Genomic DNA, 25,576 nt, shown 5'->3' on the forward strand with positions numbered 1-25,576 from the left:
ATTTTTTTGCCTGTCTTGTTGTACGTAGCTGTACGGAGGTGCGTTTATGGCGGCACTAAAAGAGCCTGTAAAAATCTTTATAGTTCAGTCTCTTGCTTGCCGTGATACCCCTCAAGAGGTAGTGGAGAGCGTCAAACAAGAATTTGGAGTTGATGTTACCCGTAGTCAATGTCAATCCTACGATCCGACCAAATATTCTGGTCGTAATCTAAGTGTGAAATATGTCGACCTGTTCAATGAGACCAGGAAGAAATTTGATGACGGCTTAATAGATATCCCTATCGCTAACAAACATTACCGCTTGCGCCAGTATCAAAAATACTTGGATATATCACGTAACGTTAAAACCAAAATGAAGTTACTTGAACAGGCGGCAAAAGATAGCGGTGGTCAGTACACCAATAAGATTGAAAGCTCAGTCAAAAATGAAACTTCATATCCATCTGGTTTAGGGCATTTTTATGGCAGAAAATCTACCGACACTGAATCCAGCTCTTGAGGATTTTTGGTTAGAACCAGCACGTAATAAAGTTTTATACGGCGGACGGTTTTCATCAAAGTCTTGGGATGCAGCAGGATTCTCTATTTTTCTTTCAGACAACTATAAATTGCGGGTTCTTTGCGCACGACAGTTCCAAAATAAGATTGAAGAATCAGTTTATTCTTTGCTGAAGGTGCAAATTGAACGTTTCGGCTTAAAGGACCGCTTCCGAATTCTAAATAATAAGATTGAAAATATTTATACCGGTTCTGAATATTTATTCTATGGTTTATGGCGAAATATTGATGAGATTAAGTCATTAGAAGGTGTGGATATTTGTTGGCTTGAAGAGGCGCACAATATTACTAAGGAGCAGTGGGAAATATTAGAGCCAACAATTCGAAAAGAGCATTCACAATTTTGGATTGTTTTTAATCCTAAGCTCACTACCGATTTTGTATATCGTCGTTTCGTGACTAATCCACCACCTAATACAGTGGTCCGTAAAATTAACTACCCAGATAATCCTTTCCTTTCTCAAACAGCTCTTGCTATTGCTGCAGCGGCAAAAGAAGAGGATGAGGATAACTATAACCATGTTTATATGGGATATGCCAAGGAAGATGATGATTCAGTCATTATTAAGCGAAGTTGGATCCTTGCGGCCATTGATGCTCATCTTATTTTAGGATTTGAAGGGCTGGGGACCAAAAGGGTAGGTTTTGACGTTGCTGATGATGGTGATGATAAATGTGCAAACGCTTTAAGTCATGGATCAATTCTGCATGATGTAGATGAGTGGAAAGGTCAAGAGGATGAACTCTTGGAGAGCTGTACACGGACTTATACATTGGCAGAAAGATATCAAGCTCGAATCATTTATGACTCTATTGGAGTGGGTGCTTCAGCTGGTTCAAAATTCAAAGAGTTAAATAAATTGCGCCGTCTGCACATTAAGTATTTAAAGTTTAATGCAGCCGACGCAGTGCATAATCCTGAGGGTATCTATGACGGCACACAGGTGAAGAACAAAGATATGTTCTACAACTTAAAAGCTCAAGCATGGTGGTTGTTGGCAGATCGGTTCAGAAATACCTATAACGCTGTTAAGAAAGGGCATAAATATCCAATTGATAAGTTGATCAGCATTTCCAGTGAATGCTCACACTTGGAACAATTAATGGATGAGCTATCTGCCCCAAGACGTCAAACTGCGGCCGATGGTCGTGTAGTGGTAGAGAGTAAAAAGGATTTAAAAAAACGTGGTGTTGAAAGCCCCAACGTTGCAGATGCTGTTGTTATGACGTTTGCACCTATTGCACATGCATCCACTGTATTTGATTAGGAAAAATTATGGCTGAGAATAAAAAGCCCGATGCTATTGGCGATGCAGGGGCTTATACAAATTTTGTCTCCAACATTGGTACTGAGCGTGACAAGGCATCACATGGACATTTCGTAAAGAAGACTATTCCAGATGATCAACTTGAAGCGGTCTATCAACATTGGTTAGCTAAACGGATTGTGAATCGCCCTGCCAGTGACATGTTACGGGCAGGCTGGTTCTATGAAGGCATTCAGGATAATGACCTGGCTAAGCTTGAGGAGGCATGTAAGCGCTTTAATCTGGATGGTGTCTTATTGTCTAGTTTGGTGCTATCTCGCTTGTACGGCGTTACTTATGTGCTGCTAGGCACGGTTGATGGTGGTAATTTGGACCAGCCATTTGAGTTGAATAAATTAGGCATTGGCCGTTTGGAGTTTTTCACTGTACTGAAGAAAAAGTACATTGAGGCAGATACCACCAAGTATTTGCCACCAAGTCAATGTGGTGGCCTTATCAAACAGCCAGAGTTCTACAAGCTCAACATCGATGGTAAATCCAATCAGCGCATTCATCACAGTCGTCTTATTAAATTTAGTCATGCCGATGTAGTGAATGAAGATCCGCAAAGCGTGTTGCAGGAAGTTTATGAGGAACTGCTAGACCACGCATCAGTTAAAAAGGCATCGGCAAGTTTGGTCCATGAATCTAAAATCGATGTGATTAGTACGCCAGGACTGGTGGATAAGATCAAAGAGGATATGAAGGCAGTAGCTGAACGTTTCTTGAGTGTCGGTCTGTTAAAGAGCCTGAACGGCATGATCGTTTTAGATAAGGAAGAGGAATATAACTCTAAGACTTATAACTTTGCCGGCCTGCCCGACATGATGCGCGAGTTCTCAATTCAAGCATCTGGTGCTGCAGAAATGCCATACACGATTCTGTTTGGTCAATCACCTGCAGGCATGAATGCCACGGGTGAGCATGATACACGCAACTATTATGATAGTATCGCGACAAAGCAGACTTGGACGCTTAAACCCTTCATGTTGCGACTATTGGCAGTGATCTGTCAGACATCATTTGGCCGTCAGATACCTGGTCTTGGCATTGTGTTTAATCCATTGTGGCAGCTTGATGCCAAAGTTCGCGCTGAGGTAGAAAAGGCCAATGCGGAACGAGATGCTAAATATCTGGAAATGGGCATTATCACGGAACCACAGATTGCACGGCAGCTAGTTATTGATGAGGTCTACTCTGTGATCGATGAGAAGCATATCAAACAGCTTGAATTAATGGTGAATGTTGATGACGACGATAATCCAGATATTGAAACCCCACCTGCAGGAAGCCAAAAAGCGTAAGAAGGGACGAAAGGCAACCAAGCCAAGACCAGTAAAGGTGAATCGCCGTATTGAGTTTTACTACATGCGGCAATTACTGGCCATTTCCCAATATTGCCAGGAACAGACCAAGGATCTAGTTATCCCTACTGTTGGTCAGAATATTGGTGATGCTTGGTTTTCAGACATGATTACGGCGTTCCGGGAAAAACTGACAAAATACGTTGTAGAGGTCTCAAGGCCCGTAGCTACGAAAGTTGTCAACGATACCCGGAAGGAAGTTGATAAGCAGATAGCAGAGCACACCAAGTCAATTATTGGGGTGGATCTTACGCCGTTCTATCGTGCCTCAGATATTCAGGATGTTGTTGATACCAATATCGAGGCGAACGTTTCTTTAATTAGATCGATACCAAGCCAATACGCCGACAAGGTAGAAGCTCTGGTTTTAAATGCGCTACAGACGGGACAGACTAATGAGGAACTGGCAAAGGCAATTGCCAAGCTCGGTCAAACTACCGATTACCGTGCACGTTTAATTGCTGCAGATCAGATGGGCAAGATTAATGGTCAAATTAATAAAGCGAGGCAGTTGTCGATGGGTGTTGAGACTTATACCTGGCAAACGGCCAAAGATGAGCGTGTTCGGTTAGACCATCGACATAAGCAGGGTGAGACGTTTAGATGGGATGACCCGCCAGCTGGTGGCCATCCTGGTGAGCCTATCCGATGCCGTTGTACGGCGTTGCCTAATTATGAGGATATACTTATTGATTAAAGGCCTCATTTTTTTGTTTGAGCTCTTCAATTTGTCTTAAGTATCCATTATGAGCATTATATATACTTCCTTTTGATGTAATTAGGTGTTTTAAATATCTTTCTAGTTCTTGTAATGATGGATTTTGTTTTTCATTACTTAACTCTTTTATTAGAGTATTGACTACATCTTCTGGTGCATTTAATTGATTTAATTGCATATCAAAATATTCATGATAGTCGTAATCAAAACCAATAACATTACTTTCAAGGGATAAGTTACGTGCCTGAAGTAATTTTGAAAATTCAGATTTAAGAGCGTTATGTTTGTGTTTGATTTCATAAATTAAATCTTTGCATTCATAGGCGGCACTAAGTATTGCTAATTTTAATTCAAATAGTCTTTGATCTTGAGATAGTTTTATTTGTTTTTTTGCATACAATGCTGCAATCACAGCAAGTACCAATCCTATTATTGCAAGAATCGTTTGTATTTGATCCGAATTATTACCGATCACTAACCAAGTATTTATTAGAGGATTCATTTATCTACCTTTATGTTTTTTTAATAGTTTAATTTTTATCAGATTAAAGAGCCACCTTTTAAGGTGGTTTTTTATTGGGCGCAATTCATGAAAATAATTTATCAACTCAAAGTTGGTGACTTTGCGCCAAGCGAATCCTCTCGTTCATTTACCAAAGAAGGGTATCTGAAATGCGTGAATGTGCGCTTGGCCAAAGCACCTCAGGTAAGGCAGTACTACGCATACGAGTTTCCTAATCTGGAAGGATTTACCCCCGATCAGAACATTAATGTCTACACACCAGCTGAAGAACTCTTTAAGCCCGAGACTATTAAGAGTTTCAATGGCGTAGATGTTACTGACTACCATCCTCCCAAAAATGAGATTAATGCCTCTAACTGGAAGGATTACCACATTGGCTACTGTGAGAACGTGCGCCAAGAGGGTGATTATCTGGTTGGGGATTTGCTCATCAAGGACAAGATCAGTATCGATCTTATCCAAAGCAATGAGCGTATCGAGATGTCACTCGGTTATGCAGCAATTTTAGTTCTTGAGCAAGGTACGGCGCCAGATGGTACGCCGTATCAAGCCAAGTTTATCAATTTTAACGGCGATCACATGGCGCTGGTGAAATACGGCCGTTGCGGGGGCGATTGCCGCATCGGTGACCAAAACCAAACTCTAAAAGGGGCAACAACAATGGAAGTAAATGTAAACGGTATGCGTTTTGAAATTGGCGATAACAAAGCCTTGGCAGATGCATTGAAGATTCAAGAAGAGCAACTGAAGAACCTGAAGGCTGCAAAATTGAAAGTAGGTGATCAACAGTTTTCGATCGGAGATGAGTTAACAGCCGTTCAAGCTGTTGTAGATAAACTCCATACCGATAAAGCCACCCTTGAACAGAAAGTGGGGGATCTGGAACGCAATCAGATTACGCCTGAGAAACTGGAGCAGGCGGCAACTGAACGAGCAACTGTTATTGCGGATGCTAAAGCGTTGGTACCAACGATTAAAACGGAAGGTTGCAGTTGTGAGCAGATCAAGCGTGATGTGATTGCAGCTAAAGCTGGTGATGCTTTGGTCGGTGCACTGTTGGGATCTGTTTCAGTAGGTGATGCCAAGCCTGAGCAGATCGATACCGCATTCCGCGCATTATCTGCAGTTAAAGGTACGGTACCAACCAATTCAGTAGGTGATGCATTAAATGACCAACAACACAATAAAGTTGGTGATGGCAAGCCTGCAGGCGGTGGGGATGAAAAGACCTACAGTAAAGAAGATGCATACAAAACAATCTAAGGGGATGTAAATCATGGTTAAGCAATACGATGCCGTACCAGGCATGAAATTTCACCTCATTGGGCCTGAGGATATTTTATCCCTACCAGTATCTGGTTCAGTTTTGGTAAATGACGGTGATGTTGTGGTACGTACTGCAGACGGTAAAACGGTTACTGCAGTAACGGGGGCAACCAATACCAAGTTTGGGATTATTCTGCGCCACGGCGTAGGTAAGTCAGGCAAAACAGCTGATGGCAAAGAAGCCTATAAGGCAACCGATGTTGCGCCAGTCATGACGATTGGTTCAATTTGGGTGAAAACCACAGCTCCTGTTACTGACATTAACACAAAGGTTTATGTCAAAACGGCTAATGGCACTACAGCAGCGCCGTTGGGTTCTTTATCTCCAACTGCAACAGATGGTACCGAGTTACCGAACGCATCTTGGGAAACAATTTCAAATGAGCAGGGCTTAGCTGCTGTTCGATTACGTGGGGCATAATAATTATGAGTAAATTGGCGGCAATGAAGCTACGTTTAACGCCTGTAGCTCAAATGGTTCAAGCAAATATTGGTGATGCATTTAACATTGATGCATTGGCCCAACTATTCGTTAAACTGGAAGAATTTAACGAAATGGACCCACAGCTACAGCAGGTCATGGATTACGCCAAGTACATCCCTGTTAAACCTGTAAGCGGTGTGTTCGGTGGTGGTGAAGTCTTAACCCGTAAAAAGGGTGTTGGTATTGGTAAAGAATATTCTGGTACCGGGAATGATATTCCTGTGGCAGAAGTCGATTACGACACTGTATCGCTACCAATTAAGGTAGGTACCATCAGTTACTGGTATTCTGTACTTGAGCTAGAAACTGCTCAGAAAATGAATATTGCACTTGAACCGGACAAGGTTCAGTCAGCGCGTTTAGCCGCTGAACGTCACCTAAGTAACATTGCCTGGTATGGCAATGCAAATATTGGTGTCATGGGCTTCTTAAATCAAACTGGTGTGACGGTTGTAACCGCTCAGCATGACTGGGCTATGGCAACCATTGAAGAGATCTTAGGTGACTTTAACTCAAGCCTTGCGGATGCTGAAGATCAGATCGATGGTGATGTTTCTGTACAGCCCGATACTTACTTAATGGCATCCAATCAATATAAGCACCTTTCAACCCGAATCGTTCCTGATTCTGGTGGTAAAACTTTCTTGAAGTTCATTGAAGAAAATAACATTTTTGCCACCCAGAATAAGCCATTAACCATCCGTGGATTAGGCCGTTCCAATGGCAAGGGTACAGCAGGCGCCGACCGTTCTATCATTTACCGCCGTGATCCTTCATGTATTCAAATGAAATGCAATGACGTCACGTTTTTGGCGGCTCAGCCGGTTGGACTGGATATTAAGGTACCAGGTCACTACAAATACCAAGGCGTATGGTTGAAGCGCGTTGATTCACTTCGTTATCTGGACCACGCATAAGGATTAAAACCACATGAAATATTCATATACCTATAGCGGCTCTCAAGCCGCTTTTGTTTTTTCTGGTGTTGCTGTTTTACCTGTAGGTGTTCCAACGCTTATTGATGAAGAATCGCATAAGAAACTCTCCAAAAATAAGTTTGCAAAACACTTGATTGAGGTGGGTGAGATTGATGTTCAGGAAATTGATGAGCCAAGCGAGCCTAAATCATCTGGTAAAACTAGTGGCCGTGGCGCTGGTGGTGGCAAAGGCAAGCAAAATGACGCCGCTGCCGATGCTGCCAAGGCTGCAGATGATGCGCAGAAAGCCGCCTTAGATGCGGTCAAAGCTGAATTAAAAGAGCTTGGAGTTGCATTCAGTGATGATGAATCACTTGAGCAGCTGGAAGCCAAGTTGGCTCAAGCTAAGGAATAAGGTGTGCTATGGACATACAAACGTTTCGCCAGAAGTTTGCCAATGATACGGCTTTAATTAATCTTCCAGATCCAGTCATTCAGGATGCACTTGAAGAGGCTGAGTTGGTCGTGTCACAGCTTGAGTTTGGTGCATTAAAGGAGCGTGCTGTAGGTCTGTATGCAGCACATATCCTTAAAGTTGAAACAAATAGCAAGGCTGGTAGTGCGTTCTCCAACGCATCCAGCATGACCATTGCTGGTCAGAGTGTGAGTTATTCACGATCGCAAAAAGAGAATTTCTTTGATCAGAGCATTTATGGCCAGCGTTACCTTGCCTTAAAAAATTCCATTCCAATTGATGATAAAGGCACTAACCCGAACCGTTTGGGCGTTGGTGCTTTTGTTGTGTAGGAGAAAATACATGCGTTTTAAATATCAAGCGCCATCAGGTTATAAACCAACTACTTTGATTGTTGCCGACCAGATGCTGGAAGTAAAAAACGGCGTTGTTCAGTCGGATGATGACATCATCAATCTTTTAAAGCCTTTAGGTTTTGAGCGCTATGTTGATGTGGTTGAAACTAAAAAGTCCACAGCAGCTGCAAAAGAGTAAATAAGTCATGAGCGATACCCGTGTTGATGTCCAAGTCAATTTTGACGATATGAACGATCGCATCAGATTTGAAATAAGACGCACGATTAACGCTCTTACTTTAAGACTGCAGCGAACAATTCAGGAAGATATGCTGAGTGGCCAAAGGTTGAAAGTTCAATCTGGCCGCTTACGTGGATCTGTTTCATCTAAGGTTGAAGAGGATAAGGACTGGATCGAGGGAACGGTTGGGGCTGGTGGTGCATTGGTCCCTTATGCTTTTACCCATGAGTTTGGTTTAAATGGTTCTATGGGGGTGAAAGCTCATTTAAGGACCATTAAGCAAGCTTTTGGCCGTCCCATTTCACCGACTCAGGTCAATGTTAGGGCGCATTCACGAAATGTTCGGTTCAGAGAGTTGCGTTTTATGCGTGATTCGCTGGATATGATTGCACGTATCGTGCCCAAAAATATTGATGCAGCAATTCAAAGAGGTGTGGCGGGTGGATAGTGAAGCAATATATCAAGCGCTGTTTGATCGATTGAGTACTAAAGTCGAGGGATTAATAACGGTCAGCCGCCGTTTACGTCATTTTAATCATGTGTTGCCAGTTGAACGGCCAGCAATGTTCATTACCCAAGGCAATCAGCAAGAAGGACCAGTAAAGGGCTTAAACGCGAAGATAGAGCTTGCTGCAGAGGTTTATCTTTATATCCATGAAGCGGATAAGGATAAGCCGCCATCAGCGCAATTAAATATCTTTGTTGATCGTATTCGTGCAGCGATTAAACCAGACTTTCCAGAAATGTGTGAATACCAGACCTTAGGTGGAACGGTTGAGCATTGTTGGATTGATGGAACAATTGAGGTCTACGAAGCGGTCGAGAATATGCTTGATGACCAGGCTATTGCGATTGTCCCTATCCGGATCCTTACAACCAATTAAACATAAATCATTCAATGACCGCCATTTGGCGGTTTCGTCATTTTTGAGAGGTCAAAATAATGGCTCAGTATTTATTTGGTGCGGGCAAGATCTTTGCCACACCTATTCAGGATGTCTATGGTCAGCCAATCAGTAATCCTACGCCTGTTGAGGTAGGTGTTCTGCAATCGGTGTCCGTAGACATCAGTTATGACTTAAAAGAACTGTTTGGCCGTGGCCAGTTTGCTGTTGATGCTGCACGTGGTAAAGGCTCTATTAAGTGCAAGGCCAGCTTTGGTCGTATTAATGGTGCATTGCTCAACTCGATTTTCTTTGGTGGCATTATTGCTGAAGGTGGGATTGAGACCATTGCGCAAACAATTAACGGCGAAATTATTCCTGCAGGTGGATTGGTTACACCAGTCGTTCCGAATGCGGGTACCTATGTAAAGGATCTGGGGGTTACGGATTCTAAAGCTGTACCAATGAAGCGGGTGGCAACTGCACCAACCACTGGCCAATACAGTGTAGATGCTGCAACTGGTGCTTATACTTTTGCTACTGCAGACGTAGGTAAGACGGTATTTATTAGCTTTAAATACTCGGCAACAGTGGCAGGTGCAAAGCAAATCACCGTATCCAATCTGGACATGGGATATACGCCAGAGTTCGCCGTCAACCTGCAACGAGACTACAAAGGTAAGTTTATGGGCATGGAGTTTTTCCGTAATGTCAGCAACAAACTGGCCTTTAGTTCAAAACAGGATGATTACGATATTCCTGAATTTGAATTTCAACCAATGGCTGATGATTTAGGCCGTGTCTTCAAAACAACTATGTCGGAGTAATAGCAGATGCAATTCAAACAAGTTGATAACCCGCGTGGAAAAGAGATTGTCATTGATGGCAAGGCATTAATGTTTGCACCGCTATCCTTGGGTGCCATTGAAAAGCTTTTACCTGCCTTGCAAAGCTTTCAGCCTTCTGATGTTGGTCTGGTGATCGATGTGGCGCATAAATCACTTAAACGAAACTATCCCAACATTACCCGTGATGATGTAGCAGATCTCATCTATATGGACCAATTAGAAGAGGTGATGGGTGCAGTAATGTCAGTATCTGGCTTGCAAGATAAGCAAAACCATGAGGGTCAGTCGGGGGAATAGATTGGGAGGAGTTGTATACCCATTTAGTGCTTACATTAGGGCGTGATTATAATTATGTCCGAGATGAGATCGATTTAATTAGGCTCAAAGCACTAAATGCGTATCAACGAGAATACCCTCCCACAAATATTGGTGTTCAAAGACTTTGTCGTATTTTAGAAGCATTTGCAGGAATTGAAGATAATCCAAAAAAATATCTTACTTCAGAGGATGATGAAGAGGATTTATTAGATGTATTAGCGAATTTCCCACAGGGCGGTTAAATGACTGTCCTTTTTATTTCTTTATATGTAATCTATTAAGTTTTTAAGACTAGTTAATAAAAGGTTTTTAAAATGGCTTTAATTAATTGTAAGGAATGTGGGGTACAGGTTAGTACACAAGCAAAGGCTTGTCCAAATTGTGGAGCAAAAGTTAAAAAACCAACTTCTATTTTTACATGGATTATTTTAGTAATTGTAGTGTTTGGTATTTTTGCTGCTATTGGAGGGGGTGATAAAAGCGGTGGAACTTCATCTGGATCAAGTGAGGTTCAATTATCACCTAAAGAACAAGCGCTTAATGATGTTCAGTTTGATTTTAGTTGGAGTAAAGACGGGTTCGGAAACATTATGATGATTGATATGACAGTCAAAAATAATGGAATTCATGACATAAAAGATTTTACTGTTGAATGCGAACATACTTCAAATAGTGGAACAAAGATTGATAGCAATAAAAGAGAAGTTTTCGAAATTATTAAAGCAGGTGAAACTAAAAAGTTTAAGCAATTTAATATGGGCTTTATCCATAGCCAAGCTGCTTCATCTAGCTGTGGTATTACCGATTTAGTAGTAATTTAATTTATTTAATAGTTTTAAAAGAACCCGCGAAAGCGGGTTTTTTATTATCTAAGGAAAAGTAAAATGGCTGACAATCGTGTTGAGGTTCATGTTGGTGCCCGAACTTCAGAGCTTGAACGTGGGATGAATGACGCCGAGAAAACTGTTGAAAAAACAGCGGAGCAAATTGAAGATTTGGGAAAAAAAATAGATTTTAAACCAGATTTTTCAAATTTTCGGAGCAGTATTGAATCTGTTTCACAAATGGTAAAAAGTCGATTTTCAGATTTAGGAGCATCTATTTCTGGAGGGATAGCAAAAAATGTAGCTTTAGTTGGTATTGGTGTATCCGCTGCAATTGGAACTGCATTAATTGGGCTTGGAAATCTGACAAATAAAATCGGCGAAACATCAAAGCAACTGGAAATTCAAGCAAGGCTAGCCAATTCAACAACAACTGAATTTCAGGAATGGTCTTTTGCGGCAAATAAAGTAAGTGTAGAGCAAGACAAACTATCAGACATCATGAAAGATGTGAACGATAAGTTTGGCGATTTTATGCAAACTGGTGGCGGCGAAATGGCCGATTTCTTTGAAAAGATTGCGCCTAAAGTTGGAGTGACTGCTAAAGAGTTTCAAGGTTTAACTGGACCACAGATCTTAGAAAAGTATTACCAGACTTTAAAAAAAGCCAACGTTTCTCAAGCAGAAATGACTTTTTATATGGAATCAATTGCCAATGATGCAACTTTATTGGCCCCACTATTAGAAAATAATTCTGCCAAATTAAAGGAATATTCAAAACAAGCTCACGACCTTGGTTTGATTATGGACGAGCAGGCAATTCGTGCTACTAAAGAGTTTAGTTCGGCTTTAAGTACAATTGAAACTACTATGCAGGGTGTTCTAACAAGAATGGCTGCACAAGCTGCTCCAGCACTAACGCAGATAGCAAATAATTTTATTGATTTTGCTGTTCAAGCTAGAAATGCAGTTGATGATTCAATGAGAACAATTATCACCATAGTTGAAGAGTTGCTAGGTGTTGTTCAGTCTGTATTTAGCCTTATCTCAAACATTTGGAGTGATCTAACAGCAGATATTGGAGACGGTAGTCAGCAGCAGATTGGGTTCTTAGATTTGATCTCGGGTGCATTAAAAGGCTTTGGGGCCGTAGCAATCGGTTTGAGAACAGGGATAGAAATTGCGTTTGCGGGTATAAGAGCTATTGTTGTAACTGTTTGTCAGGCAATCAATATTGCTATAAACACTGTTATTAACGTATTTGCAGGGTTTAGAGAAACAATACAATATGGACTAGATGTACTCTCTGTAAAGTTTCAATCATTTGGAAATGTTGTTAGAGATGTGCTCAGTTTTAATTTTTCTGCAGCTAAGGCATCTTGGGAGAGCGGTCTATCGCAAATTGGATCTATCACAGACCGATATAGCAGCCAGATGAAAAATCGTATAACAAATATAAAAGATGCATGGAACACTGGTGTAATGACCACAGGAAATTCTTGGGGAGCATTTAAGGATAATGCAATCCAGTCAGCTACAAGTGGTGGGCAAAAACTTTTTAGTATGTTTATGGGTCCACCTAAAACAGTAAATTCTGTTCAATCAAAACCGCCTATTAGTTCCACTTTTAATCCCACCCATTCTCTAGGAACTGGGACAAAAGATTCCAGTGGAGCTGCAGCTAAAGCCAAGGCGGATGCTGAAGCCAAAGCCAGACAACGGGCAGCAGAGCAGGCGGCTAAAGCACTTGGTGAGATTCGATACAAGTACGCTACCGCAGAGGAAAAAATTTCTTTGGATTTGCAAAAGGCACTTAGTGAAATTGAAAAATCAAAAGTCACTGATGCTGAAAAAGCAAAGTTCCGGATTGTAGCCGAAAAAGATGCCAGTGATAAAACCAAAGCATTACGGGTTAAGGAATTTGAAGAGTACAAAAATCTTCAAGAGGAACGAATTGAAAATGAACTATTAGCTGCACAGCGGATTTTTGAAATCAATAAGGCTGAGATACAGGCTGCATTTGATGCCAAGAAAATTTCCAATGTACAAAAGTATCAACTGGAAAAGGATCTGGAAGATAAGTTGCGTGAATTAAAACGCCGTGGCTTAGAAGAGCGATTAGAGTTGGAAAACCAGATGAGTGAAAAATCTGGGAAGCAGGGCAATCAGGGGCAGATCCTCAATAATATTTCTAGTCTGGATACTGAGCAAACAGTTTCTACACTGCAGACACCGAATTTACTTAACGATGCCCAGATCAAGGATTTCGAGGATAAGTTTGGCGGTCTTACATCCCGCATGTCTAACCTATGGGATCAAGGCATTCAAGCCATGATGAACGGGACTTTAACCTGGCGTAACGCTACCAATGCTGTTTTAACTGATATGGCAGGCTTCTTTATTCAGAAAATGGTTACTGAGCCAATCAAACTGTATGCCGCTGGTCTTGCACGGAGGTTAATGGTTCGTCTGGGTTTTATTAAAACTGAGACTGCAGCAGAGGTAGCTGGTCAAGCATCACAGACAACCGCCGTTGTTGCTGGTGAGATGAGTAAGACATCAGCAACGGGAATGGGTGTGGTTGCACGATTAGGCCTAAAAGCTGGTGAGGCAATCAAGTCAATCATGATGTATGCATGGGAAGCGATGGCAGGGGCATTTAAGGCCATGGTGTCGATTCCGTATGTTGGACCTGTACTGGCTGTTGCTGCAGGTGCATCGGCTTTGGCTTTGGTAGGTGGACTGGCTGGCAAGATTAAATCTGCTCGAGGAGGTTATGACATTCCATCAGGGGTGAATCCAGTAACTCAGCTTCATGAAGAGGAAATGGTCTTACCCAAACAGCATGCCAATACGATTCGAGCCTTAGGTAAATCAATGGTAGGTGGTGGTCAGGATCCATCAATGGTTGCCGCAGATGTTGGTGCGCCGTCATCAATCAATATTCAAGCATGGGATTCAAGAGACTTAAAACGTTTCATGAAAAAACATGGGCGTGAATTGGCTGGTGGCTTGAAAGGTTATAACCGTAATTTTGGTAAATAAGGAGTATGTATGTCGAATGAATTATTTCCTGAATTACCCGGTTTAGAGTGGGACTTGACCAAGACTCCCACTTTTAATACAAAAATCATGACATCGGTCAATGGACGGGAGTTGCGGGCCAGCTATCAGGCGGTGCCAAAGTACGAAATAACGATGTCATATGCTTTCCTCAGGGAAAATAAAAACAGAAAGGAATTCCAGATCCTTGAAAGTTTTTTTCTGGCTCGCCGTGGGGCTTTCGATTCCTTCCTATTCAAGATGCCTGATGATTTTGAGTTCACATGTACATTTGAAGGGGATGGGACTAATACTACGTTCCAGCTTTATAAGCAAATGCATAACTTGCAACTCCCCGTTGGCAATACATTAGGGTCTTCTCAATCTGCTAATCCTTATATGTGGAATAAGTTGCAGACCAAAGATATGTGGGATGCCAATGACCAAAAGCTGATGTGGAATACAGCCACAGCCATGATAACGCAAGATGGCAAATTAGTGCTTTCAGAACCACTGGCAAATGGTACGAGTATTACCGTAACTGGAACATATTATTATCGTTGCCGATTTAAGGAGCACGAGCAGCAATATGTAAACTTTATGAGAAAACTTTGGAAAGCCAGCAAGGTTGAATTTGTTGGATCCCTGGGGAATAAGATATGAGACAGGCCTCACCGAAACTGATTGCATTACTTGATGCAGATCAGTTCCTCATGGCTGATTTATACACCATTACTACCATTCAAGGTGATGTGTATCGATACACCAATTATGATTTTGATTTAACGATCGCTGGACATTTGTTTCGTTCAGATGGACCAATTATAGAGCGTGAAGGTATTTCCCAAAACCTAGGTATTGAAGTAGACAGTTTATCGATCACCATCTTTGTGAGTGACGATACGCTATTTAGTGATGTTTCTATAGTTCAGGCATTTCATAACGGTATTCTGGATGGCGCTCGGTTTAAGTTAGAGCGTGTATTTATGGATATGAATACACCTACAGATACCAGTGCTGGAGCAATCATATTATTTGAAGGTAGCTTGATTGAACCAGAAATGGATCGCAATCAGATCCGTGTCAATGCAGCATCAGATACCGATATCCTGAATGTCAAAATGCCACGTAACCTATATCAGCCGAGTTGTTTAAATACACTATTTGATAGTGGCTGTGGTTTATTGAGCTCTGCCTATGTGGTTAATACTGTAATAGAAGCTAACAGTACACCCAGCCGTATTATTTGTACTCTAAATCAGCCTCAGGGCTGGTTTACACAGGGTGTTGTCGAGTTTACACAAGGTGTTAATCGGGGGATTAAAAGAACAGTACGGTTGCATGAATCTGGGGCACTGCTACTCACCTTGCCACTTTTAGAAATGCCAGCCATAGGTGAAGCAATTAAGGTTTATCCAGGATGTGATAAGCGTCTGGAGACTTGCCAAAATCGATTTAATAACCGTGCTCGCTTTCGAGGTGCACCTTTCGTACCTATTCCAGAGACCTCAATTTAAGTTTGATTTTCTATTCATTAATACCCAGCAGCACCTGGGTTTTTTTATGGAATTAAGTAAATGGCATTACCAAATATTAATGATTTAATCGGTTCAGATGTTACTGAAGCTGGTTTTAAGGCTGCATTACAGCAGTTTTTAGAGAATACAGCAGATATCGATCTTTTGAATTCAAGTGCAACTTTCAAAGTACATAGAATTTTAAGTGGTGAATTTGACTCAATCGACAAAATTACTGCACCAGGTCTGTATGTGTGTAATTCAGATGCAATTGCAGCAACGATTTCAGGTATTCCTGTCAATAAATCATTTCATCTTGCAGTTAGTACAGAAAGTAATTCGGTTTCCCAAGAGTTTAAACCATTTTTCTCAAGTGACGTTTATGTGAGGACTTCAAACGCTTCACTTAATTTTCCAGCATTTAAAAAACTCGCTTTAAGTGAGGAGGTCGCAGCTTCTACGAATGCTGCAATGTCTGCTATTTCTTATAAAGTATCCAAGAATATGTTTAACACAGGGACTGTTGTAAATAATTCTCGCTTGTCTGCTACAGGCGCTATAGCCGCGGTGACTAATGCAAAACGTTCAGCGCATATTCCAGTTGGTGCGGGTCGTAAATATACGATTTCATGGACAAACGCTGCAACGATTGCGCCGGCAATTGCTTTTTTTAAAAATACTACCGATGTGCAGGGGCAGAATTATCAGGCTCTTGGGCTTGTTTCACCAGTAACAATTACTGTGCCAGCAAATGTGGGCTATATGGTGATTAACACTAAACATGAAAGTAGTGTTGAGTTGACCAATCTTCAAGTTGAGCTCGGTGAAGAGGCAACCAGTTATACGCCTTATTCTGAAACAGGGACGGTTATTAAAGATAGTTCTTTGTTGCCTGCTTTGGCTAAAGATTATGAAAAAGTATTTGAATCAGTAAACTTGTTCGATGAAAGCAAAATTTTACGCAACTATTTTTTATCGACTGGCACTGGTGGATTGAGTCCAGCAACTGGATGGACTGTATCGGGATTTATGCCAGTCATCGCAGGTAAGCAATATACACTTGATGGCCAGCGTGGAAGACAAGGAATTTCATTCTTTCCTACAAATTCAATAACAACAAATCCAGCTCTACTTTATATCAATGATAACAGCTTGCCGATAACGGTTACAGCGCCACCAGGTGCAAACTATGCCGTAATTGCACTTGAATCAGCAAGCATTAAAGGCTGGTCAAAGATCCAGTTTGAGGATGGAAGCGTTGCTACTCAATATATTCCATTCGGGCAAACACTTACCTTGGTGGATTCTGAATACCTGACAACGGATGTTGCTACGGTTAGAAATAAGCTTTCATTAATTGAAGGCGTTGGTTATATCCAAAACTATGTTTCTGATCTAAAAGCGAAATTGAATATCAGTGTTTATACGCCAATTAGTAGCTTAGTTTCTTCTGTATTTAATTTTGTCTCTGATGATTTTGATGGACAGAATATGCGGGTATGCGGTGATGATTCAGCGCCAGTACGAATGATGGGTGCAACGATTGGTGCAAATCATGGCTATGGAAAAGCTATTTTAACTGCAAATGGCCACGGCAAAACAGATTCAGACATTGGGTCTGTGTGGAGTGATGGGACATATCAATGGGTCATTATTCAGGTTATTAGTGTGAACAGTCTTGCTGTGACGTGTCGGTCTGAGAATCGTTCTTACAGCAGCGCATTACCAGCTCTAACGCATGTAAGTGGTGCAACTAGTACAGCGAACATTACCCCGACTGCGGTTACAGATAATCAATGGCGGCCAATGCTCAAGAATCACTCTATACAGCATATGGTTGATGGGGAATTAATCATAGATAAAACTGGAGATTGGTCTTACGAGAAATCAGTTTCGATCCTAGAAAGCTATGATTTGATGGAAAAGAATGCAATTACCGAATGGGTAATTGCTAATAAGGGATCATATAAAGTTCCTTACGACGCTGAATCAGCACTGAATGTTTCAATGAACTATATATTTGATGCTAATGGAGGATGTCTAATCCCTTCTAATTTCTTCACATATAAGTCGATAGCAGCACAAGATTTAATGTTTACACAAGCGGCCAGATTGAATCCAGGTGTGAATGGGCAGATTAAGTATTACGTTCCGAGGTCCATTGCATTTAAGCATAATGATCAAAACTTTGACTTTAGCGTGCCTACTGTTGTTGATGGTCTAACCATAGCTGATCGAATCGATTTTGATATTGCAAAAACAGAGGTTGGTGCTGTTGTCCCTGATCGCTTAATTATGCTTAATGACACGATAGGTTTTGCAGTAGGCTATCTGCCTATTCTCGATGCTCATCCATCAGTACGCAACGCGAGAACATCGAAGGGCATTCAGATTAGTAAGACTGACGCTAAAGTATATCCATACTTGGTGGATGGGCTTACATCTCTAAATGCTGGTGATCATTATTCATGTGTAGCATATCGAGTTTATTTTAAGCTTGAACCAAAAATCACAGCTAAGTTCCTGATTGAATCCGACTACGGAGTTTTTTTGTATTTGCACTGGCATGACATGAGTCAAATCTACACTCTCGATTTACCAAAGCAATTAATAGGCAAGCCGTTTGAGGTGATTGAGAAATCATCAAATACTGAAATTTTATCAGGTCTTACCACATCTAAGCTTTCCTTCATGGTTGGCGAGGGATCCAATGCAACAGTGGTTTTGAGATTCTTATGAGGTGCTTAATGAAAAATTTAGAAGCTGTGGAAGAGGCCATGACGTGGCTTGGCACGCCATACCATCACCAAGGCCGTGTTAAAGGCGTTGGTGTAGATTGTGGCACATTAATCTGTGAAGTTTTTGAAAAGGTAGGGCTGATGGATCATTTAGATCCTCGGCCATATCCGCCAGACTGGCACATGCATCAGATGGGACAGCGTTATTTAGAGCATGTTTTAAGTGTGTGCTATGAAGTGGAAGAACCTCAACCAGGTGATCTAGTTTTATATCATTTTGGCAAGTGTATCAGTCATGGTGCAATTGTTGTGGAATGGCCCACCATCATCCATTCCTATATTCATTTAGGTGTCATCCTGCAAGATGGCACAAAAGGAAGTTTAGCCCGCCGTTGTGCGGGTTTTTTTCGTATGAAGAGGCTGAAAGAATGAGTGGAGTATTTGGTAGTACTACAATCAGCATGTCAGATACCCGTATTAACTCGATGCGGATTCAACAATCGGCCTACGGGCTTTGCCAGCCATTGGTCTATGGAAAAACCCGTGTGGCCGCCAATATGTTCTGGTACGGTGACTTTAAAGCAACGGCGCATACAACCACCACAAAATCAGGGGGTAAAGGCGGTAAAACCAAAACCAAGAATACAACCTATACCTATAGTGCCTCGTTAATGCTGGGGTTGTGTGAAAACCAGATCAAAGACATTGGCATAATTTGGGTAGATAAGGACCAGATTGTCACCAAGCAAGAGAAAGGCATTACGTTAGAGCCAATTGATCAGCTCGGTTTTGAATTGTTTGATGGCAATAATAATCCGATGTGGGGGTATATTGCAGGTAAGCATCCTGACCAGGCATTAAATTATCCTTATCTGGGATATGTTGCTGCAGCAAACTATGATCTAGGTGGCAGCGCCAGCCTTTCTAATCATAATTTTGAAGTAATCAGCACAATCACACTCTCCCCAACGATTGATGATGCAAATCCAGCGGATGTGATCGAAGATTTTATTAAGAATCCGCGATATGGTGCAGCGCCAAGCTTGAGCATTGCAAATCTGGATGAGTTCAGAATTTACTGCCAAGCAGCGAATCTCTTAATTTCACCAGCTTTTACAGAGCAGCGAGAAGCGCATGAAATTATCAATGAGATTGTGGAGTCTGTAAATTGTGCCGTGGTACCAAGCCCAGATGGACTGAAAATAAAATCATTTGGTGATGCTGCACTGACTGGCCATGGCGTGACTTATACACCAGATTTAACACCGATTTATCATTTAACAGATGATGATTTCTTAGGTGAAGATGAGCCTGTCAAAGTTCGCCGCAGCCGTGATACAGATGCCTTCAATCATGTCCAAATTGAGTACATCAATCGATACAATCAGTACAACACCGAAACTGTGGAAGCCAAGGATCAGGCCAACATAGAAATGTACGGATTACGATCTGAAGAACCCAAAAAACTAAACTTTTTTTGTGAGCCAAAGATTGCCAGACACGTGGCTCAACTTCGTTTACAGCGTTTACTTTATGTGCGAAACGAATATGAATTTCAATTGGGATGGAAGTATTGCCTACTCGAACCAATGGATATTGTGACAATTACAGATATCTCATTAGGGTTGGATCGTTTTCCTGTTCGTATTACCCGTGTTGAGGAAGATGACGACGGGGTATTAACAATTACTGCAGAGGAAGTCGCTGAGGGTTCCAGATCCGCAATTGAATATGATCTGCAAGCATCAAACGGTTATCAGGGTGGTAATGAAGAGCCAGGTAATGTTAATGCACCGGCAATTTTTGAACCTCCTCTAGATTTTACAGATGGGAAAAATGAAGTCTGGATGGCGGTCTCTGGTGGTTCTAACTGGGGCGGCTGTAATGTATGGGCCAGTCTTGATAATGCCACTTATGAAATGATTGGTACCATTTATGGATCAGCCCGATATGGTCAGCTGGTCACCCCAATTAATTCGAATGCCACAACAATGCAGATCCAGTTAAATACGGCAAGCCAGTTATTTAGTGGAACCTTACTTGATGCACAGACTGACCAGACGATCTGTAAAGTGGGTGATGAGTATTTTAACTATCAAGAAGCAACTTTAAATGGATCTGGTCTATATACATTAAGCGATGTGCTACGGGGACGTTTCAACGATGCCCAAAGCCATAATGCTGGTGAAAGCTTTATCCGGTTAGATCGCGCCATTTTTGAGTACAGCTATGCAACTAATCTGATAGGAAAATTAATCTATTTGAAGTTCACAAGTTTCAATGGACTTGAACAAAAAGAGCAGACATTGGATGAGGTCACAGCGTATAGCTATACGCTGAACGGTGGCCGTCCATCTGGCGTAGTTGGGCTATCTCTTCAATCTCCATTTGTGGGAACCACATTTAAGATTCAGTGGCAGCGTACAGCGGGTGCAAATAGCTATGTAGTGCAAGTATGGTCCAATGGTCTGAAGTTGCGTGAAGTAGATACAACCAATACCGATTATAGTTATTCGATCGAGGAGGCTAAGGTTGATGGTATTCAGCGTGCTTATACCTTAAGAGTTGCGAGTAAAAGTGGATCTAACTTAAGTACCTTTGCTGAGCTCAGCATTAGCAATCCTGTGCCACCTGTTATGACCAATATCTACACATCAGCTAATGCTGACAGTATCACGATAAATTGGGTACCAAGTGATGTACCGGATCTTAAAGATTATGCCGTTTGGTTAAGTGCCACAGCAGATTTTGATCCGGCCACAACAGCACCACGGTGGACGGGAACTGCATTAACAACAACTATAGGAGGGCTTCAAGCTACTACTCCATATTACATTCGTGTCGCAGCACGTGACGTATGGAAAGAAACAACATGGAACTATTCAAATCAGATTACACAAAGTACTTCTGAAGCTTAAAACATAGATGTAAATCTAAATTTATCTGCCTCCAATTTTGGAGGCTTTTTCATTTCTGGAGACTAGAAATGCAAGAACAAGCAGCAAGCGCGGTTGAAGCTGCTACAAACACAATCGCAGCAGCGGCACCAAAAGTATCATATGCATCAGCGGGGGCATCAGTGGCAGCGTATGCAGCAAGTGTAGATTGGGCAGTATGGTTTTCAGTTTTGATTGGTGTGATTTCATTTTTCACCACGCTTTACTTTAAACGGCGTGATGACAAGCGAGCCCAAGAGATCCACGAATTGCGTAAGAAACAATATGAGCAGACGAAAGAACGCTTGAAAGGAGATATTGATGACAAGTGAACAGACCAGGGCGTATCTGGCCTTTGCATTATTGGGGTTAATGTTTGTCATGGTAATCGCACTATTCTTTGTCGATATGCCACGTGAAAACAGCAACCTTATCAATACAGCCTTAGGTTTCATTGCTGGAGCAATGACAACGGCCTGTGGTTTCTACTTCGGTAGTTCAGAGCAGGAAAAGAAACGGGACAAGGACGGCCCAAGTCAGTAATTAACTTTTAGCAACATGACCGCCTTCGGGCGGTTTTTTCATATCTAGAGGCAAACAGGATGGATAGAGAAGCATTTTTTAAAGAGGCCCGTGCTCTGCTTGGCGGGAAATTGACACAGCCACAGGTTGATAAATTCAACAGCCTTATTGATGAGTTTCAAGGGAAGGGCATGAAAACAAGTAGTGTAGGTATTAATTTAATCAGCAGTTTTGAAGATCTAAAATTAGATGCTTATCTTTGCCCAGCAGGCGTGTGGACAATCGGATTTGGTACCACAGTTTATCCAGATGGCGCAAAAGTTAAGAAAGGTGATAAATGTACCGCAGAACAGGCTAAGGCTTATTTTGCTTATGACCTTAAGCGCTTTGAGAAAGCCGTTAATAGCGGCTTAAGTGTTGTGGTAAATCAGAATCAGTTTGATGCACTTGTGTCGTTGACGTATAACATCGGTGAAACTGCATTTAAAAAATCAACTTTGTTGGCCAGACTCAATAAAGGTGATTTAAAGGGTGCAGCAGATCAGTTTGCAGTTTGGAATAAAGGTGGTGGCCAAGTGCTAAAAGGTCTTGTGCGACGCCGTGCTGAAGAGCGAGATCTGTTCTTAAAAAAGTAATACATCATTGCAGGCGCTCAGTGAAATCGATCATATTTTGCGCCTGCATTTTTATTCTTTTACCAGGTTGCACAGCTCACACAATCAACAATAATATTCATGTTGGGATATGTGTAAAAGCCCTCTGAGGAGGGCTATATTACTTTTATGATTGTTTTTTCTTAACGGGAAGATCTAGTTTATTAGCAATTATACTTTTTAAACATTTGTAATGATCTTGTAAGGTTTCAGAGGCCTTTTCATATAAGACAGGTTCTGCTTGTTGGGTATCAATTCGAGTTTCTAGTTTATTGATTATTGTTTCTATAGCATTTTTGGCATTCTTTTCTAGTTTTATAAAATTGATATAATATGTTATAAATACTGATTGATCAGAATCTTCGCTCTTTGAAAAGTTATTGTATAGTGTTTCAACTTCTTCATTAATAAAGCAAAGTTGGGAAAATATATATATATATTTATTGTACATATCTATTAAATTTTCATATTGATAATATAGTTCAAAAAATTCATTACAATTCTCAAGATTATTGATAATTTTTTGAACCTCTCTATAATCATGGACAATTATTTTACGAAGACTTACAGATTTTTTCAGGTTTCCATCTTCGTCAGTTTCATTGTATTTTTGATAAAAATGAATGAACCACCAGTTTGATTCACTAATGATACTATTAATCTTTGAGAGGTTCTGTGAGAAATCCTGAAGATATTCTTTATGAAGATCATAACTTTTCTCTGTTCTCCAATCGTTAAATAAATATGCAGCGACGAAAGCAGCAAAAAAAGTACCAACGCCTCCAATAATTGATCCGAAATCTGAAATAAAATCTTTACTGTCAGCACTGTAATTTCTCAATGTACAGTATATAAGTAATGCAATAGCATAAATAACAATACCCCACAACAATATTGCGTAAAAAGTACTTTTATCACTCTTCATTATTCACCTACAGTTCCAAGTACTGGTATTAACTTTGCTCCAGCTAAACGAGAATTTAAAATTATTTCATAATGAAAGGGAGTTAACTACTTGTAAAAAAACCAAATCCACCAGGAGGGGTTATTTTAGGGTATTTTTTTCTATTTAAAATACCCCATGCACCATTTTGATTGTAATAGCAGGAACTGCCCATACTCATGCCACGCATATTTTTATCACATATGGTATATAACATCCCTTGTTGAATGATGAAGCCATCACAACCTTCATGTAAAAATAATGCTTGATGAATCTCTACTTTGTTATCAGCTATTCTTATATCAAGAATTATTCGTTTATCAGAGTAATCACGAATCTTAATGTTATTACCTTCATAGGTATAGTCAAAAATGTTCGTGCTTACAACCAATTCACCCTGGATTACATTTAATAAAATAACTCCATTTTGATCAGTTATTCTTAATGAAGTTGATAACCATCCATCATCTGAATGTAGTGTAAAAAATGACTGGCCATTAATCCAAATAACATGATGCTCATTGTATTTCGCGTGATCCCAGCCTAAACATGAATTAGTACCTAGATTGACATCAATCTTTTTTGATGGTTCTATTTTATATGGAGTTGTATTTGGTTTCTGGGAGTTATAAGGTTTTTTTTGCCCATGTATCAAGCGTTCCTTTGATAACTTATGTGTTGTTTTTGAGGAGTGATGATTAGGGCAAAGTAAAATAATATTATCAACGGTATGTTCTTGAACAACTGAATACTCCTCTATGTGTTCATACTCATAAAAAGGCATTCCGCAAATAACACATCCAAAAAATGAATTTTGTCTAACTTGCCTTTTGATGCTTTCAGGAATTGGTGGTCTAGATTTGCTCATATTAATTTCCATATTTGATTAGTAATATAAAATTTATGTGATAACTATTTCTTTTGTTCGTTAAGGAATTTAATCGTATTTGATACTATATTAGATATATCTGTATTACTTATACTTTGTTCCTGTTCATTCGTTGGTAGAAATTTATTAGAGCCTCTGAAAAAACTTGAAGATAAGTTGATGATTAAATTTTTACGTTGTGCTGAATCTAGCTCTCTCATATATTGAGGTAATGTTTTTAGTTCTAACACTGTTAAATTAAAGTAATCATGTAGTTTAATTAATCTATTTCTTTCCTTAATAAAATATGTAATGAGGGCAGATAAAGTTACCAATAAGGATAAATATGTTAAGAAGTTGTAGATATCCTTAAATAACTCTTGCATATATATAATTAGTAAGATTTTTGTTGTTATTATTGCTGCTATTCCAAAAAATAATATAATAATAATTCTATTTAATTTTTTGATTTCTTTTGCAGAATTAGCTACTTCATCTTGATAGCCATTTTGTAGTTCATAAGTATTTTCTATGGCTTTGTTTTCTTTGATTTTTGTCAACATTTCATGACTATCATTTATTTCTTTAACTTGAGCTTTAAGTTTATTGAGTTCAGTGTATGATTCAAATATTTTTAAATATGTATCGTAATTAGCATTTCTGAGGTTAATACCATTGCTGGAATTATTATATAAACTATTTCTTAAATTTAATATCGTTTTTGATAAGTTTTCTCTTTCACTTTGGTTAGCATTAATATAGATTTTTTTATTTAAATGATCTTCAAGATTTATTCTGTTTGTTGATATCTCGTCCCACAAGTATTCAAATTCATGGTTGCTAAGATTGCCTCTAACTTCATAATTTATATTCTCTAATTGCTCATGGATGTGAAAGTCAAAATAATGAGATTCTTGTATTGGACTGGTTGCTCCATAATCTAGGTTTTTATTCTGGATGTTTTTTAATTTATTAAATATTTCTTCATAAATAGGTATTATTGATTTTAAGTTTTCACCATAAAAACTTTTATGAGATTCAATGCGTTTTTTTAACCCCAAAAATCCTCTGTTTATTATTTTAAATGTTTCATCTGAGTTTAGGTTTATATCACTTTTAATGTCTTCGATTAGAGTTATTATATTAGCTTCGATTAGTAGGAATTTTTCCTCTGTGGAATTTTCTTGAGACATGATAAATTTGAACTCATTGTTTAAATTGTATTTAGATATTAA

29 protein-coding genes are annotated in these 25,576 nt (G+C 40.1%); 25 read left to right on the top strand and 4 right to left on the bottom strand.

What is annotated here, in order from left to right; all coding sequences use genetic code 11:
• Positions 1 to 46 precede the first annotated feature (46 nt).
• The 4 genes from IEV36_RS01610 to IEV36_RS01625 are packed head-to-tail and all read left to right on the top strand — an operon-like array spanning position 47 to position 3,926.
• Complete coding sequence (locus IEV36_RS01610) at positions 47 to 499, top strand: DUF2280 domain-containing protein (protein ID WP_005257493.1); 453 nt, start codon at positions 47 to 49, stop codon at positions 497 to 499.
• On the top strand, positions 462 to 1,826 hold the full coding sequence (locus IEV36_RS01615) for a PBSX family phage terminase large subunit (RefSeq protein WP_005257495.1): 1,365 nt from the start codon (positions 462 to 464) through the stop codon (positions 1,824 to 1,826). The genes IEV36_RS01610 and IEV36_RS01615 overlap by 38 nt, the downstream gene beginning before the upstream one ends.
• Before the next feature lie 8 nt (positions 1,827 to 1,834).
• Positions 1,835 to 3,169, top strand: coding sequence for a DUF1073 domain-containing protein (locus IEV36_RS01620; RefSeq protein ID WP_005257496.1), 1,335 nt, complete (start codon positions 1,835 to 1,837; stop codon positions 3,167 to 3,169).
• A complete protein-coding gene (locus IEV36_RS01625) occupies positions 3,114 to 3,926 on the top strand; it encodes a phage head morphogenesis protein (RefSeq protein WP_032863896.1) in 813 nt (270 codons plus the stop codon). Before IEV36_RS01620 ends, IEV36_RS01625 begins: the two co-directional genes overlap by 56 nt.
• On the opposite strand, the gene IEV36_RS01630 is transcribed toward IEV36_RS01625, so the two are convergent.
• Positions 3,916 to 4,449, bottom strand: coding sequence for a hypothetical protein (locus tag IEV36_RS01630; protein ID WP_005257501.1), 534 nt, complete (start codon positions 4,447 to 4,449; stop codon positions 3,916 to 3,918). The genes IEV36_RS01625 and IEV36_RS01630 overlap by 11 nt on opposite strands.
• An 87-nt stretch (positions 4,450 to 4,536) precedes the next feature.
• Here IEV36_RS01630 and IEV36_RS01635 point away from each other — a divergent pair, with 87 nt between their 5' ends.
• From IEV36_RS01635 to IEV36_RS01735, 21 genes are all read left to right on the top strand, one after another.
• A complete protein-coding gene (locus tag IEV36_RS01635; protein WP_032863898.1) occupies positions 4,537 to 5,733 on the top strand; it encodes a DUF2213 domain-containing protein in 1,197 nt (398 codons plus the stop codon).
• 13 nt (positions 5,734 to 5,746) lie between these two features.
• A complete protein-coding gene (locus IEV36_RS01640; protein WP_005257505.1) occupies positions 5,747 to 6,217 on the top strand; it encodes a structural cement protein Gp24 in 471 nt (156 codons plus the stop codon).
• 5 nt (positions 6,218 to 6,222) lie between these two features.
• Entirely contained in the window at positions 6,223 to 7,197 is a 975-nt protein-coding gene (locus IEV36_RS01645) for a DUF2184 domain-containing protein (protein ID WP_005257507.1), read from the top strand.
• A 13-nt stretch (positions 7,198 to 7,210) separates the two neighbouring features.
• Complete coding sequence (locus tag IEV36_RS01650) at positions 7,211 to 7,612, top strand: hypothetical protein (RefSeq protein ID WP_005257509.1); 402 nt, start codon at positions 7,211 to 7,213, stop codon at positions 7,610 to 7,612.
• An 8-nt stretch (positions 7,613 to 7,620) separates the two neighbouring features.
• Entirely contained in the window at positions 7,621 to 8,004 is a 384-nt protein-coding gene (locus IEV36_RS01655; RefSeq protein WP_005257510.1) for a DUF4054 domain-containing protein, read from the top strand.
• A gap of 10 nt (positions 8,005 to 8,014) precedes the next feature.
• Positions 8,015 to 8,206: a hypothetical protein gene (locus IEV36_RS01660; RefSeq protein WP_005257512.1), complete on the top strand. Its 192-nt coding sequence runs from the start codon at positions 8,015 to 8,017 to the stop codon at positions 8,204 to 8,206.
• Positions 8,207 to 8,213: 7 nt separating this feature from the next.
• A complete protein-coding gene (locus IEV36_RS01665) occupies positions 8,214 to 8,696 on the top strand; it encodes a hypothetical protein (protein ID WP_005257513.1) in 483 nt (160 codons plus the stop codon).
• Positions 8,689 to 9,132, top strand: a complete 444-nt coding sequence (locus tag IEV36_RS01670; RefSeq protein WP_005257515.1) for a hypothetical protein — start codon at positions 8,689 to 8,691, stop codon at positions 9,130 to 9,132. The genes IEV36_RS01665 and IEV36_RS01670 overlap by 8 nt, the downstream gene beginning before the upstream one ends.
• A 59-nt stretch (positions 9,133 to 9,191) precedes the next feature.
• Complete coding sequence (locus IEV36_RS01675) at positions 9,192 to 9,959, top strand: hypothetical protein (RefSeq protein WP_005257517.1); 768 nt, start codon at positions 9,192 to 9,194, stop codon at positions 9,957 to 9,959.
• Positions 9,960 to 9,965: 6 nt separating this feature from the next.
• On the top strand, positions 9,966 to 10,277 hold the full coding sequence (locus tag IEV36_RS01680) for a hypothetical protein (RefSeq protein WP_005257519.1): 312 nt from the start codon (positions 9,966 to 9,968) through the stop codon (positions 10,275 to 10,277).
• A gap of 26 nt (positions 10,278 to 10,303) precedes the next feature.
• Positions 10,304 to 10,540 carry a hypothetical protein gene (locus IEV36_RS01685; RefSeq protein WP_005257522.1) on the top strand — a complete coding sequence of 79 codons (237 nt, stop codon included), beginning with the start codon at positions 10,304 to 10,306 and terminating at the stop codon, positions 10,538 to 10,540.
• 72 nt (positions 10,541 to 10,612) lie between these two features.
• A complete protein-coding gene (locus tag IEV36_RS01690) occupies positions 10,613 to 11,119 on the top strand; it encodes a zinc ribbon domain-containing protein (protein ID WP_005257524.1) in 507 nt (168 codons plus the stop codon).
• Positions 11,120 to 11,182: 63 nt separating this feature from the next.
• Entirely contained in the window at positions 11,183 to 14,167 is a 2,985-nt protein-coding gene (locus IEV36_RS01695; protein WP_005257526.1) for a hypothetical protein, read from the top strand.
• Between the two features lie 9 nt (positions 14,168 to 14,176).
• On the top strand, positions 14,177 to 14,827 hold the full coding sequence (locus tag IEV36_RS01700; protein WP_005257528.1) for a DUF2460 domain-containing protein: 651 nt from the start codon (positions 14,177 to 14,179) through the stop codon (positions 14,825 to 14,827).
• Complete coding sequence (locus IEV36_RS01705) at positions 14,824 to 15,681, top strand: phage/gene transfer agent baseplate hub protein (RefSeq protein WP_005257530.1); 858 nt, start codon at positions 14,824 to 14,826, stop codon at positions 15,679 to 15,681. The genes IEV36_RS01700 and IEV36_RS01705 overlap by 4 nt, the downstream gene beginning before the upstream one ends.
• A gap of 60 nt (positions 15,682 to 15,741) precedes the next feature.
• Positions 15,742 to 18,420, top strand: coding sequence for a pyocin knob domain-containing protein (locus IEV36_RS01710; RefSeq protein WP_005257531.1), 2,679 nt, complete (start codon positions 15,742 to 15,744; stop codon positions 18,418 to 18,420).
• A gap of 8 nt (positions 18,421 to 18,428) precedes the next feature.
• Entirely contained in the window at positions 18,429 to 18,851 is a 423-nt protein-coding gene (locus IEV36_RS01715; RefSeq protein WP_005257534.1) for an NlpC/P60 family protein, read from the top strand.
• Complete coding sequence (locus tag IEV36_RS01720; RefSeq protein ID WP_005257535.1) at positions 18,848 to 21,337, top strand: phage tail protein; 2,490 nt, start codon at positions 18,848 to 18,850, stop codon at positions 21,335 to 21,337. Before IEV36_RS01715 ends, IEV36_RS01720 begins: the two co-directional genes overlap by 4 nt.
• Positions 21,338 to 21,405: 68 nt before the next feature.
• Positions 21,406 to 21,687 (top strand): holin, encoded by a 282-nt coding sequence (locus IEV36_RS01725; protein WP_005257537.1) that lies wholly within the window; start codon positions 21,406 to 21,408, stop codon positions 21,685 to 21,687.
• Positions 21,677 to 21,898, top strand: coding sequence for a hypothetical protein (locus IEV36_RS01730; protein ID WP_005257538.1), 222 nt, complete (start codon positions 21,677 to 21,679; stop codon positions 21,896 to 21,898). Before IEV36_RS01725 ends, IEV36_RS01730 begins: the two co-directional genes overlap by 11 nt.
• A 59-nt stretch (positions 21,899 to 21,957) precedes the next feature.
• Positions 21,958 to 22,512 carry a lysozyme gene (locus tag IEV36_RS01735; protein ID WP_005257539.1) on the top strand — a complete coding sequence of 185 codons (555 nt, stop codon included), beginning with the start codon at positions 21,958 to 21,960 and terminating at the stop codon, positions 22,510 to 22,512.
• A 145-nt stretch (positions 22,513 to 22,657) separates the two neighbouring features.
• On the opposite strand, the gene IEV36_RS01740 is transcribed toward IEV36_RS01735, so the two are convergent.
• The 3 genes from IEV36_RS01740 to IEV36_RS01750 form a co-directional block, all read right to left on the bottom strand.
• Entirely contained in the window at positions 22,658 to 23,455 is a 798-nt protein-coding gene (locus IEV36_RS01740) for a hypothetical protein (protein ID WP_005257541.1), read from the bottom strand.
• A gap of 82 nt (positions 23,456 to 23,537) precedes the next feature.
• Entirely contained in the window at positions 23,538 to 24,341 is an 804-nt protein-coding gene (locus IEV36_RS01745; RefSeq protein ID WP_005257550.1) for an HNH endonuclease, read from the bottom strand.
• Between the two features lie 44 nt (positions 24,342 to 24,385).
• Positions 24,386 to 25,534 carry a hypothetical protein gene (locus IEV36_RS01750; RefSeq protein ID WP_005257551.1) on the bottom strand — a complete coding sequence of 383 codons (1,149 nt, stop codon included), beginning with the start codon at positions 25,532 to 25,534 and terminating at the stop codon, positions 24,386 to 24,388.
• Positions 25,535 to 25,576 lie beyond the last annotated feature (42 nt).

Origin of the sequence: Acinetobacter vivianii (genome assembly GCF_014635885.1) — a bacterium.
Lineage (GTDB): Bacteria > Pseudomonadota > Gammaproteobacteria > Pseudomonadales > Moraxellaceae > Acinetobacter > Acinetobacter vivianii.

Excerpts from the sequence above, each read along its gene's own strand:
- IEV36_RS01740 (WP_005257541.1), bottom strand. The coding sequence starts at position 23,455 with ATGAAGAGTGATAAAAGTACTTTTTACGCAATATTGTTGTGGGGTATT.
- IEV36_RS01745 (WP_005257550.1), bottom strand. The coding sequence starts at position 24,341 with ATGAGCAAATCTAGACCACCAATTCCTGAAAGCATCAAAAGGCAAGTT.
- IEV36_RS01750 (WP_005257551.1), bottom strand. The coding sequence starts at position 25,534 with ATGTCTCAAGAAAATTCCACAGAGGAAAAATTCCTACTAATCGAAGCT.
- IEV36_RS01695 (WP_005257526.1), top strand. The coding sequence starts at position 11,183 with ATGGCTGACAATCGTGTTGAGGTTCATGTTGGTGCCCGAACTTCAGAG.
- IEV36_RS01630 (WP_005257501.1), bottom strand. The coding sequence starts at position 4,449 with ATGAATCCTCTAATAAATACTTGGTTAGTGATCGGTAATAATTCGGAT.
- IEV36_RS01655 (WP_005257510.1), top strand. The coding sequence starts at position 7,621 with ATGGACATACAAACGTTTCGCCAGAAGTTTGCCAATGATACGGCTTTA.
- IEV36_RS01610 (WP_005257493.1), top strand. The coding sequence starts at position 47 with ATGGCGGCACTAAAAGAGCCTGTAAAAATCTTTATAGTTCAGTCTCTT.
- IEV36_RS01675 (WP_005257517.1), top strand. The coding sequence starts at position 9,192 with ATGGCTCAGTATTTATTTGGTGCGGGCAAGATCTTTGCCACACCTATT.
- IEV36_RS01645 (WP_005257507.1), top strand. The coding sequence starts at position 6,223 with ATGAGTAAATTGGCGGCAATGAAGCTACGTTTAACGCCTGTAGCTCAA.
- IEV36_RS01615 (WP_005257495.1), top strand. The coding sequence starts at position 462 with ATGGCAGAAAATCTACCGACACTGAATCCAGCTCTTGAGGATTTTTGG.
- IEV36_RS01625 (WP_032863896.1), top strand. The coding sequence starts at position 3,114 with ATGACGACGATAATCCAGATATTGAAACCCCACCTGCAGGAAGCCAAA.
- IEV36_RS01635 (WP_032863898.1), top strand. The coding sequence starts at position 4,537 with ATGAAAATAATTTATCAACTCAAAGTTGGTGACTTTGCGCCAAGCGAA.
- IEV36_RS01715 (WP_005257534.1), top strand. The coding sequence starts at position 18,429 with ATGAAAAATTTAGAAGCTGTGGAAGAGGCCATGACGTGGCTTGGCACG.
- IEV36_RS01705 (WP_005257530.1), top strand. The coding sequence starts at position 14,824 with ATGAGACAGGCCTCACCGAAACTGATTGCATTACTTGATGCAGATCAG.
- IEV36_RS01640 (WP_005257505.1), top strand. The coding sequence starts at position 5,747 with ATGGTTAAGCAATACGATGCCGTACCAGGCATGAAATTTCACCTCATT.
- IEV36_RS01650 (WP_005257509.1), top strand. The coding sequence starts at position 7,211 with ATGAAATATTCATATACCTATAGCGGCTCTCAAGCCGCTTTTGTTTTT.
- IEV36_RS01720 (WP_005257535.1), top strand. The coding sequence starts at position 18,848 with ATGAGTGGAGTATTTGGTAGTACTACAATCAGCATGTCAGATACCCGT.
- IEV36_RS01660 (WP_005257512.1), top strand. The coding sequence starts at position 8,015 with ATGCGTTTTAAATATCAAGCGCCATCAGGTTATAAACCAACTACTTTG.
- IEV36_RS01725 (WP_005257537.1), top strand. The coding sequence starts at position 21,406 with ATGCAAGAACAAGCAGCAAGCGCGGTTGAAGCTGCTACAAACACAATC.
- IEV36_RS01680 (WP_005257519.1), top strand. The coding sequence starts at position 9,966 with ATGCAATTCAAACAAGTTGATAACCCGCGTGGAAAAGAGATTGTCATT.
- IEV36_RS01620 (WP_005257496.1), top strand. The coding sequence starts at position 1,835 with ATGGCTGAGAATAAAAAGCCCGATGCTATTGGCGATGCAGGGGCTTAT.
- IEV36_RS01730 (WP_005257538.1), top strand. The coding sequence starts at position 21,677 with ATGACAAGTGAACAGACCAGGGCGTATCTGGCCTTTGCATTATTGGGG.
- IEV36_RS01710 (WP_005257531.1), top strand. The coding sequence starts at position 15,742 with ATGGCATTACCAAATATTAATGATTTAATCGGTTCAGATGTTACTGAA.
- IEV36_RS01690 (WP_005257524.1), top strand. The coding sequence starts at position 10,613 with ATGGCTTTAATTAATTGTAAGGAATGTGGGGTACAGGTTAGTACACAA.
- IEV36_RS01700 (WP_005257528.1), top strand. The coding sequence starts at position 14,177 with ATGTCGAATGAATTATTTCCTGAATTACCCGGTTTAGAGTGGGACTTG.
- IEV36_RS01735 (WP_005257539.1), top strand. The coding sequence starts at position 21,958 with ATGGATAGAGAAGCATTTTTTAAAGAGGCCCGTGCTCTGCTTGGCGGG.
- IEV36_RS01665 (WP_005257513.1), top strand. The coding sequence starts at position 8,214 with ATGAGCGATACCCGTGTTGATGTCCAAGTCAATTTTGACGATATGAAC.